Annotated in this window: 11 protein-coding genes; 9 read left to right on the top strand and 2 right to left on the bottom strand. The window is 62.2% G+C overall.

Features of this window, described 5'->3' with window-relative positions; all coding sequences use genetic code 11:
- The first annotated feature begins 41 nt into the window (after window positions 1-41).
- From ACHHRT_RS06445 to hgcB, 8 genes are all read left to right on the top strand, one after another.
- Window positions 42-1,073, top strand: coding sequence for a DNA-directed RNA polymerase subunit alpha (locus ACHHRT_RS06445; protein WP_395498905.1), 1,032 nt, complete (start codon window positions 42-44; stop codon window positions 1,071-1,073).
- A 35-nt stretch (window positions 1,074-1,108) separates the two neighbouring features.
- Complete coding sequence (gene rplQ, locus ACHHRT_RS06440) at window positions 1,109-1,522, top strand: 50S ribosomal protein L17 (RefSeq protein WP_395498903.1); 414 nt, start codon at window positions 1,109-1,111, stop codon at window positions 1,520-1,522.
- A 119-nt stretch (window positions 1,523-1,641) separates the two neighbouring features.
- On the top strand, window positions 1,642-1,887 hold the full coding sequence (thiS, locus tag ACHHRT_RS06435; protein WP_395498901.1) for a sulfur carrier protein ThiS: 246 nt from the start codon (window positions 1,642-1,644) through the stop codon (window positions 1,885-1,887).
- 1 nt (window position 1,888) lies between these two features.
- Complete coding sequence (locus tag ACHHRT_RS06430) at window positions 1,889-2,659, top strand: thiazole synthase (RefSeq protein WP_395498899.1); 771 nt, start codon at window positions 1,889-1,891, stop codon at window positions 2,657-2,659.
- A 27-nt stretch (window positions 2,660-2,686) separates the two neighbouring features.
- Window positions 2,687-3,829 carry a 2-iminoacetate synthase ThiH gene (gene thiH, locus ACHHRT_RS06425; protein WP_395498897.1) on the top strand — a complete coding sequence of 381 codons (1,143 nt, stop codon included), beginning with the start codon at window positions 2,687-2,689 and terminating at the stop codon, window positions 3,827-3,829.
- A gap of 63 nt (window positions 3,830-3,892) precedes the next feature.
- Window positions 3,893-5,182 (top strand): IMP cyclohydrolase, encoded by a 1,290-nt coding sequence (locus ACHHRT_RS06420; protein ID WP_395498895.1) that lies wholly within the window; start codon window positions 3,893-3,895, stop codon window positions 5,180-5,182.
- Between the two features lie 25 nt (window positions 5,183-5,207).
- Window positions 5,208-6,356: a mercury methylation corrinoid protein HgcA gene (gene hgcA, locus ACHHRT_RS06415; RefSeq protein ID WP_395498893.1), complete on the top strand. Its 1,149-nt coding sequence runs from the start codon at window positions 5,208-5,210 to the stop codon at window positions 6,354-6,356.
- A 24-nt stretch (window positions 6,357-6,380) separates the two neighbouring features.
- Complete coding sequence (gene hgcB, locus ACHHRT_RS06410; protein ID WP_395498891.1) at window positions 6,381-6,662, top strand: mercury methylation ferredoxin HgcB; 282 nt, start codon at window positions 6,381-6,383, stop codon at window positions 6,660-6,662.
- Here hgcB and ACHHRT_RS06405 read toward each other — a convergent pair.
- Together ACHHRT_RS06405 and ACHHRT_RS06400 are read right to left on the bottom strand one after the other, a co-directional pair.
- Window positions 6,659-6,886 carry an RND transporter gene (locus ACHHRT_RS06405; protein ID WP_395498889.1) on the bottom strand — a complete coding sequence of 76 codons (228 nt, stop codon included), beginning with the start codon at window positions 6,884-6,886 and terminating at the stop codon, window positions 6,659-6,661. The two genes, hgcB and ACHHRT_RS06405, sit on opposite strands and share 4 nt — an antisense overlap.
- Before the next feature lie 336 nt (window positions 6,887-7,222).
- Window positions 7,223-10,282: a patatin-like phospholipase family protein gene (locus ACHHRT_RS06400; RefSeq protein WP_395498887.1), complete on the bottom strand. Its 3,060-nt coding sequence runs from the start codon at window positions 10,280-10,282 to the stop codon at window positions 7,223-7,225.
- A gap of 287 nt (window positions 10,283-10,569) precedes the next feature.
- On the opposite strand from ACHHRT_RS06400, the gene ACHHRT_RS06395 reads away from it, so the two are divergent.
- Window positions 10,570-12,447, top strand: a complete 1,878-nt coding sequence (locus tag ACHHRT_RS06395) for a DUF389 domain-containing protein (protein ID WP_395498885.1) — start codon at window positions 10,570-10,572, stop codon at window positions 12,445-12,447.
- Window positions 12,448-12,625 lie beyond the last annotated feature (178 nt).

Genomic DNA, 12,625 nt, shown 5'->3' with positions numbered 1-12,625 from the left:
GCTGGCCGATCCAATCTCAGCCCAGGGAAGATCAGGATACAATGACGAAAGAGAAAAGCGACACCTTTTACCGTAACTGGCATGACTTGATTGCCCCGGAGCGCCTGGAGATCGATCAGGATACCCATAGCGCCACCTTTGCCGAGTTTACCTGCCAGCCTCTGGAGCGGGGATTTGCCACCACCATTGGCAACTCCCTGCGGCGGATTCTGCTCTCCTCGATTCAAGGGGCGGCCATCACTTCGGTCAAGATCGACGGGGTTCTCCATGAGCTCTCCACCATCCCAGGGGTTAAAGAGGATGCCACCGAGATCATCCTCAACCTCAAGGAAGTGCGGCTGCGGCTCAACACTCCCGAGGGCCGCACCGTGCGGATCGAGAAGAGCAAGAAGGGAATGGTTACCGCCGCGGACATCGTCGGCGACCATACGGTTGAGGTGATGAATCCGGACCAGCATATCTGCACCATTACCGGTGACGGCAAGTTTGTGGCCGAACTGGAGGTGCGCTGGGGCAAGGGTTATGCCCCCGCCGAGAAGAATAAGAGCGAGGAGCAGTCGATCGGGGTGATTCCCATCGATGCCATCTTCACCCCCATCCGCAACGTCAAGGTGATCACCAGTCAGGCCCGGGTTGGTCAGCAGACCGACTACGATAAGCTGACCCTGGAGGTCACCACCGACGGCGGCATTCGCCCCGAGGATGCCCTGGCCTATTCGGCCAAGATCCTCAAGGAGCAGATGCGGGTCTTCATTAATTTCGATGAGGAGGCGGTGGTGCCGTTGCCCAGCGACAGCGCCAGCGGAGAGAAGCCCAAGCTCAATGAAAATCTTTACCGCAGTGTTGAGGACCTGGAGCTGTCGGTCCGCTCCGCTAACTGCTTGCGTAATGCCGAGATCAGGCACATCGGCGAGTTGGTGCAGAAGAGCGAGGCGGAGATGCTCAAGACCAAGAACTTCGGTCGCAAATCTTTGAACGAGATCAAGCAGCTTCTCTCCGAGATGGATCTATACCTGGGGATGAAGATCGACGGCTGGGTTCCTCCCCCCGTCGAACCGGAAGTGGAAGAGTAGACTAAAAAGAATTAACCTCCCGAGAGGATTGAGTCATGCGACATGGTAAAGCCGGCAATCGTCTGTCCCGTACCACCCCCCATCGCCAGGCGATGGTTCGTAACATGGTTACCTCCCTGCTCCAGCACGAGCGGATTGTGACCACCACCGCCAAGGCCAAGGAAGTGCGCAAGGTGGCCGATAAGATGATCACCCTGGCCAAGCGGGGCGATCTTCACGCCCGTCGCCAGGCCCTGTCGGTGGTTCGTGACAAGCAGGTGGTGGCCAAACTGTTTGACAGCCTGGTGAAAGAGTATATGGAGCGTCAGGGTGGTTACACCAGGATTATCCGGACCGGCAATCGCCTGGGCGATGCCGCCAGCATGGCCATTCTCGAACTGGTTAATTACCAGGAGGGTAAAGCTGAGGCCGCTGCCGAGGCCGCGGTGGCAGCTCCGGCGGCGGAATAGCTGCGGTCGGCTTTTAGGCCGCTGAGCGCCAGGCTGGGCCCTGGGTAAGATAATAAGCAGCAACGACAAAAGCCGGCACCAGTTGCCGGCTTTTGTCGTTGCTGCTTAGGGAAACTGCCATGTCTGCAAGTAACAAAACTGAGCCTGATAGCGCAACCGACCGGATCGTCATTATCTGCAACGGCCAGGAACGGCTGATTGCCCCCGGCCTGACGGTGGCCGCTTTTATCGCCACCCTGGAGCTCAACCCCGATATGATGGCGGTTGAGTTGGACGGTCGGGTGCTGGAGCGGACGACCTATGATAGTACTTTTCTGGCCGCCGGCGCGCGGGTGGAATTGATCCGTTTTGTGGGAGGCGGTTGATATGTTGGAGATTGCCGGACGCAAATTTCGCTCTCGACTCTTCACCGGAACCGGCAAGTTTGCCTCCGCGGCGGTGATGAAGGCGGCGCTGACCGCTTCGGACAGCGAAATGGTCACCGTTGCTTTGCGCCGGGTGGATCTCCACGATCCGGCCGACGATATCATGAGTAATCTGGACCGCGACCACTTTTTTTTCCTGCCCAATACCTCGGGGGCCCGCGATGCCGCCGAGGCGGTGCGGCTGGCTCATCTGGCCCGGTCGGTGGGCCGGACCAACTGGCTCAAACTGGAAGTTACCCCCGACCCCCGCACCCTGCTGCCCGATCCGGTGGAAACCCTTAAGGCCACTGAAGAGCTGGTTCGGGAAGGGTTTGTGGTGCTGCCCTATATTAATGCCGATCCCATTCTAGCCTTGCGCTTGCAGGATGTTGGCGCGGCGGCGGTGATGCCCCTCGGCTCCCCCATCGGCACCAACCAGGGGTTGCTGACCCGGTTTCAGGTGGCGATCATCATCGAGCAGGCCAGGGTGCCGGTGGTGGTGGACGCCGGCCTTGGCGCTCCTTCCCATGCCGTCGAGGCGATGGAGATGGGGGCCGATGCCGTCCTGGTCAATACCGCCATCGCGGTGGCGGGGGATCCGGTCCGCATGGCCCGGGCCTTTGCCGCCGCCGTCCGCGCCGGCCGGGAGGCCTACGAAGCCGGTCTGGGCCGGCGAGGGACCACCGCCGAAGCCTCCTCTCCCGAGGTGGGCCTTGATTTCCTCCACGGTTGATCAACCGTGCCAACCCCGGTTGCTGCCATGACCTCTCCCGCTGTTACTTTGCCCACTAGCGCTGCCCCGGTGTTCCGGCTGCCCGATTTCGCCACCCTGGGTCGGCAGATCAGGGAGTGCGGGTCCCGGGAGGTCGTGGCCGCTCTTGGCCGAGAACGACGCACCGCCGCCGACCTGGCCGCCTTGCTCTCGCCGGCGGCCGAAGCCATGTTGCCCGACCTGGCCCGGCAGGCGGCGCTGGTTACCCGTCAACGTTTTGGCCGGGTGATCCAGCTCTACGCCCCGCTCTATCTCTCCAGTTACTGTTTCAATCGCTGCCTTTATTGCGGCTTTTCGATGGATAATGCAATTCCTCGCCGGGTTCTCTCCCTGGCAGAGGCTGAACGGGAAGCCAAAATTTTAAGCCGGCGCGGCTTTGAGCATATCCTGCTGGTTTCCGGCGAGGCCCCGGCCAAACTGGGGGTTGATTACCTGGAAGAGCTGGCCCGTCGCCTGCGCGATGATTTTGCCGCCATCTCCATTGAGGTGCAGCCCTTGAAAGAGGCGGAGTACGCCCGCCTTTTCGCCGCCGGGATCACCGCGGTGGCGATCTACCAGGAAACCTATGATCGCCGTACCTACGAGGAGGTGCATCTGGGCGGACCTAAAGCCGATTACCACCGGCGGCTGGAAATCCCCGCCCGGGCGGCCCGAGCCGGAATGCGGGAAGTAGGGCTTGGCGCCCTGCTGGGCCTGGCCGACTGGCGGGCGGAAGGATTGGCCCTGGGGCTGCACCTGGCCTGGTTGCGTAAGCTGGCCTGGCGGACCGGGCTCACCGTCTCCTTTCCCAGGTTGCGTCCGGCCTCGGGCAGCTTCACCCCCCGGGTGGTGGTGGGGGAAAAGAACCTCAGCCAGCTCCTTTTTGCCCTGCGCCTGTTTGACCCCGATGTGGGCCTGATCCTTTCCACCCGCGAGGAGCAGCGCTATCGTGACGGGATGATCGGGCTTGGCCCCACCCGTTACTCCGCCGGTTCCTGCACCGTTCCAGGAGGGTATGGCGACAGTGCCGTCGCCGGTGAGCAGTTTGCCATCGGCGACCATCGAGAGCTGGCGGAGGTGGCGGCGGCGATCAGGGCCAAGGGCCATGACCCGGTGCGCAAGGATTGGGACGCAATATTTCAACAGCACTGAGCGCAGAAATCCATTATGCTGGCCAGCGCTGCATTTTAAAACCAAATCAGGAGGGCAGATAGCATGGCTGACTTGAAGAAAATGTACACCACCATCCTGGGTGACCATTTCCCCATGGAGATGACCATCACCTTCGGCGACCAGACCCTGCGGTTCCGTAAACGCACCTGGAAACTGACCCAGGATGACGGCAGTGTCGAGGAGCGGGGGATCCGCTACGGCGAGAATCCCGACCAGGAGGCCGCTCTTTATGAGTTAGTCAACGGGAATCTCACCTTGGGGGACTGCCGTTTTATTGAACCGGGCCACGGGCTGGTCAGCGGGATCAGGGCCGAGGATATGCTCCAGGTGGGTAAGCATCCCGGCAAGATCAATCTCACCGATCTCGACAACGGTCTCAATATCATCAAATATCTGATGGATCGGCCCGCGGCGGTGATTCTGAAGCACAACAACCCCTGCGGGGCCGCCCATGGGAAGGATCTGGCCGACGCCTTCAACCGGGCCAACCGGGCCGACCGGATCGCCGCTTTCGGCGGGGCCGTGGTCCTGAATCGCCCCTGCGACCTGGCCACCGCCGAACTGCTCAGCGGTAACTACCTGGAGGTGGTTTGCGCCCCCGAGTTTGAAGCCGGGACTCTGGAGATTTTAAGTAAACGTAAAAACCTGCGGGTGGTGCGGATTAATCGGATCGATCGCCTGGCCGAGTTTGAAAAATTCCGCTTTGTCGATTTCAAGAGCCTGATCGATGGCGGCCTGATCGTTCAGCAGTCGGCGGTCAACTCCATTCGCAGCGCCGCCGATCTCAAGCCGGCGGCGGCCACCTACAAGGGCCAGGAGTACAGGGTGGAGCGTGAGCCCACGGCCCAGGAGATCGATGATATGATCTTCGGCTGGGCGGTGGAGCATGGCGTCACCTCCAACTCGGTGATCTACGTCAAGGATGGCTGCACCACCGGGATCGGGACCGGCGAGCAGGATCGGGTGGGGGTGGCCGAGATCGCCGTCCACAAGGCCTACATCAAGTACGCCGATATTCTCTGCTTCGACACCCATGGCATTCCCTACGCCGATCTGGTTCTGGAGATCGAGCAGGGCAAGCGCGAGCGGGCCGACAAGGAGGCGATCGACGCCAAAACCCAGGCCGACAAGGCCGGTTTGCCCGGTTCGGTGATGATCTCCGACGCCTTCTTCCCCTTCCGGGATGGGGCCGATGTCGGAATCCGGCAGGGGGTAACCGCCATCCTCCAGGCCGGTGGTTCGGCCCGGGACTTTGAAACCATTGTTGCCTGCAACGAAGCCAAGCCCCAGGTGGCGATGAAGTTCACCGGTCAGCGTTCGTTCAAGCATTAAACGTTCCTCAGGGGAGGCAGTGCCCATGGTGACGCCCATACCCCCACCGCCCATGGCGGAGTTAAGTCAAAACCCGGGGCAGCAGGCCTGTTGAGGGCCTAAAACCCGGCCCCGGGCGGACCGTTCCCCCTTTGAGCAGCCTTTTGTCACCGGCCGGGTGCAAACCCCGGCCGGTGATCTACCCCAAGTCAGCGCTCGGCTCTCCTGGCGGGACTGGCTGGGTACCCTGCTGGTGCGCTGTGGGGTGCGGCGGATGGCCTATCTGGTGGAACCGGGGTTGTACGCCTTGCATAACCCCGATCCCGCCTCGCCGGTCCTGGTGAGTGCCAACTACAAGCTCAGTTTTGACCATCTGCGGCGGCAACTGGCCGGGCTTAACGCCTGGCTGCTGGTGCTGGATACCGAGGGGATCAATGTCTGGTGCGCCGCAGGCAAGGGCAGCTTCGGCAGCGCCGAACTGGTGCGACGCATTCATGAGAGCGGCCTGGAGCGGTATGTCAGCCGGCGCCGGCTGATCGTGCCGCAACTGGGAGCGCCGGGAATCAACGCCCGGTTGGTGGAGCAAAGCTCCGGCTTTAAAGTCCTTTTTGGGCCGGTGCTGGCCGCCGATCTTCCCGCCTATCTGGCCGCCGGCAACCAGGCCACGGCAGCCATGCGGCGTAAAAGGTTTCCCCTGGCCGAACGGGCGGTGCTGGTGCCGGTGGAACTGGTCTTGAGTCTCAAGTGGTTGCTGCCGCTGGCCGCCTTGTTGCTGCTTTTGACCTTGTACGGCGGGGGCGGGGCGGCGCAACTGGCCCCCTGGTTGCTGGCCGCTTTGGTCGGCGGCACCCTGGCCGGCCAGCTTTTAACCCCACTTTTGCTGCCTTGGCTGCCGGGCCGGGCCTTTGCCCTCAAGGGCTTGAGCGCCGGGGTGGGGGGCGCCGCCATCTTTTTGGTAGGGCGCTATCCCGCCGCTCAGGCCGCCGGCAATGGGCCGCCTTTGGGCCTGGAACTACTGGCCTGGCCTTTGCTGATCGCCAGTCTGGCCTCCTTTCTGGCCCTGCAATTCACCGGGGCTTCCACCTACACCTCGCTCTCCGGGGTGAAAAAAGAGTTGAAGCTGGCCCTGCCCTGGCAGATCGGTTGCGGTCTTTGCGGCCTGCTGCTTTTGCTGGGCGGCTGGTTTATGGCCTGATTCCACCCCCTGGGAGTTATTGGCATGAGCGAATTTAGATACCTGGCCGGCGTCAACACCCTGGAGTTCCTCCCCGAGCGCTGTATCGGTTGCGGCACCTGCCTGGAGGTGTGCCCCCACGCGGTTTTCAGTCCATCGCCGACCCGGGGGGGCAAGGTTACCCTGCGAGATCGCGACGCCTGCATGGAGTGCGGGGCCTGCCGGCATAACTGTCCCACCGGGGCCATTCAGGTGGAGATCGGAGTGGGGTGCGCCCAGGCCATCTTGGGCGCGGCCCAGGGCAAGGGGGCGGAAAGCTGTTGCTAGCTCAATCGTTGCAGGCCCATGCGGGCCAGGCGGATCAAGAGCAGTACCGCCGGGGCGGCGTGCATCAGCAGATCGAAAATATCCAGTGGCCGCTTTAACTCGCCCTGGGCGAGCAGCCGCAGTTTTTCCACCAGATGGGGTTCGGGGTAGAAGGGAGCCAACCCCACCAGCAGGGCGGCGATGACCAGTAAAGCCAGGGGGATGCCATCGAGCCAGGCAAACATTTCTTCTCTCCGCTAACTAAAGTTATAACAGGAAGATAGGGAGTAGGATCTCTACCCCTGACGACTTATCTCCTGAACCAAACTTGCCGCCGCCGCGATCATGGTTTTAACGTCGCCGGTGGTGGCGGCAAGATAGATCGTTCCGCCAAAGGCTTATAGCTGTTGGCCCGCAGGCAGGAGTGGTAGAAATCATCGGCCACCGGTTTGGTACTGGCGAGGGTCGTGCGCGAGTGGGCGGCTTAGTCCTTTACCGCTGCCGTTGAAACACATCCCGAAGGCAGCAGCAGAGCCAGGGCGCCGAAAATTAGCAGAGCATACCTGTTGATGATCATGATCTCACCCTTTGAACTTATACTCCTGTTGCCGAAAACGGAATTTCAACTCCTGCATCGATTTGGGGATGGCTGCCCCCTGCGGCCATGTTTCTCGTGTCCGGCAGTAAGCTTCCTGCAGATCCCGCTCCATTCCATCCAGGTTTGGCTGTTTCTTGTCGCAGAATTTGTTCAACTCCTGGTCGGTTCGCTTTCTGTCCCAGTTGGATTTGTCCTCATTCAGTTCGCTGAGGTTGACCAGGTCATTAAACTGCTCTTTCAGCGTGGCCTGGAAGCTCTTGGGGTCGGCAAAACCGGCCAGCTCGGCGTCCCACATGGCCTGCAGTAAATCGTCCCAGGTTTCGTGGGGGGCGACCATTGCACAACTTTTGGCCAGCTCCGCCCAGGGATCCCTTTTGGCGGACCTTTTATCCGGGGGGCCGAGCCAGGAGAAAAGATCTCCGCAGAAGGAATCCGCCGCATTGCGGCCCAAGGTCCGGTAGGATTCGAACTGCTCCTCGGTGAAAAATTGATCGGCCGTGGTTTCATGGGGAAACTCCGGGTGTTTGTGCTTGTAGTTGAGCAGGGGCGCGATCTCATCCTTGGTCATGGTGTTTTTCAGGATGATCAGCCAGCTTCGCTGCCAGGGGCGATCGGGATAGAGGATCCTGCCCACCACGTAGTGTTTGCGTGAATAGCCGTCCTCCCGCCGGTAGATATCGTTGAGGGCGACGCGAATCTTGATCCCCTCATCGACGTAGGCCTGGCGCAGGGAGCTGTTGAAGGAATCAAAGGAGTGGCTGGGGTCGCATTCGGCGTCCGCGGCGATGATGATTTTGGCCCTTCGTTGCAGCAGGGGCAGAATGCCGAGGTTGTCGCCGCTGTGGCCGCCGTCGCTGAGGTAGATCTCGGGGCCGCGGTCGTCGGTATGGCTGCTCAGTTCCTGGAGCAGGCGGCCGCTGGTGGGCAAGAGTTTATAAAGGCGGCGCCAGAGCGGCCGCCAGTGGCAGGGGCGGATATTTTCCAACCAGTATCCGAGGCGGACCCCGAGGATGGTGCAGAGAAAGGAGAGCAGGGGTGAGGAGATGGCCCCCATCACCGAGCTGGCGGCGGCCCCGCTGATGGTCATCGCCCGGGCTACCTTCAGTTTTCCTTTTTCACTTTGCCCGGGATAGTTGGCGGTCGAGGTATAACCGGTCCGGCGGGAGCCCACGAAAAGACGGGAGAAGGTGAAGACCTCCGCCTTGCGGTTGAACCCCTTCAGGTCTTGGGCGGCGGTGAGATTGAGGGTGGCGTTGATCAGCAGGTAGGGGCCCAGGCCGGCGCAGTTCCCGTCCTTATCGATGCCATGTAGCTCGGTCAGCTTCATCTCGCTGTTGTCCCGCTTGAGTGCGGTCAGTTCGGCGCCGGGATTGTCCCGCTTGAGCACGTGTTCGTCGTCGGGATTGTCGCGCCATCGGCCGAAGGTGCGCAGGAAGGCCTCGGCCAGCCGGTCCCGGTAGAAAAAGTGGGGGGAGACTTTGTTGATATCCACCCCCCAGCTGAAAAGCGCCAGCAGCAGGGCGGGAACGGCAATCAGCAGCAGCCAGGATGTCGGCGAGGTGTCTTCAACAGTTGCCGGCCATTTGGCCAGGAAACCCAAGGCGCCAAGCAGCAGGTTGGCGACCAGGATCACGGTCAGCAGCACCAGCAGCGGGACCAGCAGGCCCAGCAGCCAGTTTTTGAACTTGGCGGCGATTTTAGGAACCTTACCGCTTAAGCCCGCCGGCCGATCGCCGGAGAGCCAGGCCTTGAGGAGCAGCAGCAGGGGGGCTTGCACCATCAGGATATAGACCGCATTCCCGGCCCGGATCAAGCCGGGCAGCAGGGCCAGGGTTAGGGTAAAGATCAGCAGCAGCAGCGTTAAGCCCTGCACCAGGTTGGTGGTGGCCCGGTTCTTCTTGTTCCAGCAGGCCGGATCTTCACTGCCTAAACTGCTGCTGTCGATCACATAGGAGAGGCTGCTGCCGCTAAAGGCGGCGGCCAGCAACAGGCTGGGGAGCAAAAGCAGGGCGCCGCCCCCGGCCGCCGGTTCCAGCCGGACCAGCAGCCAGGCCAAAACCATCACCCCGATAAGAGCCCAAGTGATCGTCCAGCAGATCCGGTTAAATCTTCGGCGATTGTCCTTGGCTTCGCGGCGGCTGGGGCTCACTCCGGCCAGACCTTGCGGGGCGGGGGAGACAAAATGGTACGATGGAAGCAAAAGTCCCAGGGTCAGTCCGCTCAGGATAACGGTGACCACCAGTTGGCTGCCCCGCTCCAATTCCAGCAGGTTGGCGAAATCGACAAATGGCTGGCGGCTGAACTCCTTGATGATTGCCCAAGCCTCCGGGCAGCTTTTCACTTTGGTGGCGGCCTCGGCGGCTGGTGGCATGGCCGGCGCCAGCCCGGAGACAACGGCCATATATAGGGAGGTGGCCACGGTCACCAGCAGCAGAAACCAGAGCAGGGGGATCAGGGTGGTGAAAGTCACCGCCCCCACCGCCCGCATCAGCGAGTCGCTCAGGTAGCGGGGCCGGGGGGTGAGGTAGCTGGCCCGGGTGCGGATATGCTCCATCTGCTCCTGGCTGGTCAACTCTTCCGGTCTGGCCGGCCGGGCCAGGTGATCGTCCCGGAACGGGAAGGATTCCCAGGAGGTGGTGAAGAGGGCCTCTTCCGGCGGCGGGGTGGCGGCACCGGAGCCGCTTGATTCAGAGTCGGAAAATTGATAGGGTTGGTCCTTTTCTCCGGTCGGCTGGCGGCGATTGCTCAGCAGGGAGGCGAAGCAGGCCCCGATGTAGCCGCCGCCGGAAACGGTACTAAGGTAGTCGACAAAGGGGAGCAGACCCCGTTTGGCCAGCCCTTGGAGGACCCCGAGATTGGTGGCGGCCGAGCGAATTCCGCCGCCGGAAAAGGCCAGGCCGATCAAGGTGCGGCCGGCGGGTGCCCCACCTTTTTCCGGGTAGCCCGTCCGTTGACAGATGCGGCGGCGGCGGGCCTCGATTATCTTCAGCTCTTGCTGCCTAACCTGGTGCAGTTCACTAATTTTACGCTCTTCTGTCGCCATGCCGCACTCCTCCCCCCAGGGTGGCAAGGGTCTCGCGTTGGGCACTTACCGGCGGTCCTCTGCTCCTAACCTGCTAAACCGGGGAAGTGTCGGGTGCAAAATATTGTGAGGCCCGGTGCCCGCAGAAGTCAATGGAAAAAAATCGGCTCCGCCATTTTCTGGATTTTATCCGTTTTTATCAGGTGTTACAGTAAGGCGCGCTAATCATTGACAAGTGGCAAGGCCAAGGGTTTATTGGGCTGGCGCTATCATTGACGAAAAGAACCACGGCAGGCGGGGGTGACGGAATGGATCTGGAGGCTAAACTGCTGTTTGATCCCGCGTTTGAGCAGGAAGTAGGCCGGGAAATCCTACCCCTGTTCGGAAAAATGAGGGTCGAGCCGGTGGATTTTCAGCCCGGCGACCTGCCGTATTGGGAGGAGGGCACCACGGTAATCACCTACCTGGATGACGCCGCTCTGGCCACCCTGGTTCCCCAAGCGGCCAGACTGGGCTGGCGGCTGGCCCTGTTGCCCCATCCCAATATGGTTCAAGCCCGCCAGGGATACGGGATCGCCGCCCGCCTCGCTGAGGCGGTGGAGGATATTCTGGCGGCGGGCCGTGATCGCCGGGTGGACCTCTTTTTTTGTAACGGGCAACCGGTTTTCAACACCATCATCGTTGGCGAGGCCCTGCACTTGCGTCCCGCCTACCACCTGGAAGGCTGGCGGATCCGCCTGGCCACCTTCTGGCAGCGGCTTCGAGCCATTGGCAGGGTCAAACCCCAACGCTACACCCTCCGGACCGGGCGGGGCAAAACCGTCAGCACCGTCGCCCTGGGCATGGTGGTGGTGGAGCATACCCGCAACTCCCTGCTGGCCCGGACGGTGCTGCCGGACACCAATATCAATGACGGCATGCTCCAGGCCCTGGTCCTGGCCCCGCGCTGCCTGCTCGAGATGTTGTGGCTGCTGCTGGTCGCCCTGTTCGCGCCCAACCGGGAGGGTGGGAGGCTGCCCGACTTCATCGGCCACATCCGGGCTGAAACCCTGACGGTAACCAGCCCGCAGGCCATCGATTATCTCCAGGACGGGCGCTGGCTCTCCAGCCGGGAGGTCGCCCTGGAGGTGGTGCCCCGGGGCTTGCGGCTGTTGCCTGGTCGCCATCTGAGCATCGACGAGGGAACGGCGGGCCGGGAGAGTTTTCGGGTCCAGGCCCTGCCGGTGGGGGAAGCCTGCCACGCCTTGGCCGCCAAACCTTTGCCCTGGCTGCGCCACGCCGCCACCGAGGATTTTCGGGATCTCTACGTCACCCTGCGGGAGAAAAACGCCCGTCCCACCACCTCCTATCTGGTCTTGATGATCCTGGCGGTTCTGCTGGCGGCCATCGGCCTTTTTGCCAATTCGACCCCGGTGATCATCGGGGCCATGATCCTGGCTCCGATGATGGCCCCCCTGGTCTCCCTGGCCATGGCGGTGGTGCGCCAGGATATGGCCCTGATGGGCGGTAGCCTGAAAACTTTGGGCTTGGGCATATTGCTGGGGCTGGCTTTTTCCGCCGCCATGGGCTGGCTGATGCCGCTGAAGGTGATAACTCCCGAAATCAGCGCCCGGCTCAGCCCCACGTTGCTCGATCTGGGGGTGGCGGTGGTGGCCGGCATTGCCGGGGCTTATGCCCACGCCCGCGAGGAGGTGGCCCGCAGCCTGGCCGGGGTGGCCATTGCCGTGGCCCTGGTGCCGCCGCTGGCGGTGACCGGTATCGGTCTCGGCTGGGGCGACTGGGAAGTGGTCTGGGGGGCGCACCTGCTCTTTTTTACCAACCTGGTGGGGATTGTGCTGGCCGCCAGCCTCACCTTTCTGCTGATGGGTTACGCGCCTTTTCACTTGGCCCGTCGGGGCCTGCTGATCACCATGGTCGTGATGCTGCTGGTGGGCATTCCCTTGGGGATTGGCTTTATGCGGATGACCGAAGAGCATAAGATCCTGCTGGCCGTCGAGGGCCTGGAGGTGGCGGAGGTGGCGGTGCAGGGGGTGAGCGTCGGCAGCCGCGAGCCCCTTAAGCTCTCGGTGCGCCTGGTTTCCGCCGGCCCCATCGACGAACAGGGCCTTGACGCGATTAAGGCCGCCATTGAAGAGCGGCTCGGTCGCCCCGCCCTCCTGGAAGCCACCATGGTGATTAAGCGCTGATCTTCGGCCAGAGCCTACCAAAAGGTTGGTTGGGCTACGATTTGGTCGCCTCTGCCCCCCCCCCGTTCATTTGCCGCTTGGGCGGGTTACGGCCCGCAATCCGCCCAGGAGCCCGCCTTGCCGTCAAAGCCGCCCCCTGGCATAAACCTTGCTCTGTACTTGGAATCAGGCAGAGAAG

Source organism: Desulfurivibrio modestus, from assembly GCF_044068625.1.
Classification (GTDB): Bacteria; Desulfobacterota; Desulfobulbia; order Desulfobulbales; family Desulfurivibrionaceae; genus Desulfurivibrio.
Note: the sequence above shows the minus strand (reverse complement) of the source record. Positions and strands in the feature narration are given on the sequence as shown.

Excerpts from the sequence above, each read along its gene's own strand:
- ACHHRT_RS06445 (WP_395498905.1), top strand. The coding sequence starts at position 42 with ATGACGAAAGAGAAAAGCGACACCTTTTACCGTAACTGGCATGACTTG.
- rplQ (WP_395498903.1), top strand. The coding sequence starts at position 1,109 with ATGCGACATGGTAAAGCCGGCAATCGTCTGTCCCGTACCACCCCCCAT.
- thiS (WP_395498901.1), top strand. The coding sequence starts at position 1,642 with ATGTCTGCAAGTAACAAAACTGAGCCTGATAGCGCAACCGACCGGATC.
- ACHHRT_RS06430 (WP_395498899.1), top strand. The coding sequence starts at position 1,889 with ATGTTGGAGATTGCCGGACGCAAATTTCGCTCTCGACTCTTCACCGGA.
- thiH (WP_395498897.1), top strand. The coding sequence starts at position 2,687 with ATGACCTCTCCCGCTGTTACTTTGCCCACTAGCGCTGCCCCGGTGTTC.
- ACHHRT_RS06420 (WP_395498895.1), top strand. The coding sequence starts at position 3,893 with ATGGCTGACTTGAAGAAAATGTACACCACCATCCTGGGTGACCATTTC.
- hgcB (WP_395498891.1), top strand. The coding sequence starts at position 6,381 with ATGAGCGAATTTAGATACCTGGCCGGCGTCAACACCCTGGAGTTCCTC.
- ACHHRT_RS06405 (WP_395498889.1), bottom strand. The coding sequence starts at position 6,886 with ATGTTTGCCTGGCTCGATGGCATCCCCCTGGCTTTACTGGTCATCGCC.
- ACHHRT_RS06400 (WP_395498887.1), bottom strand. The coding sequence starts at position 10,282 with ATGGCGACAGAAGAGCGTAAAATTAGTGAACTGCACCAGGTTAGGCAG.
- ACHHRT_RS06395 (WP_395498885.1), top strand. The coding sequence starts at position 10,570 with ATGGATCTGGAGGCTAAACTGCTGTTTGATCCCGCGTTTGAGCAGGAA.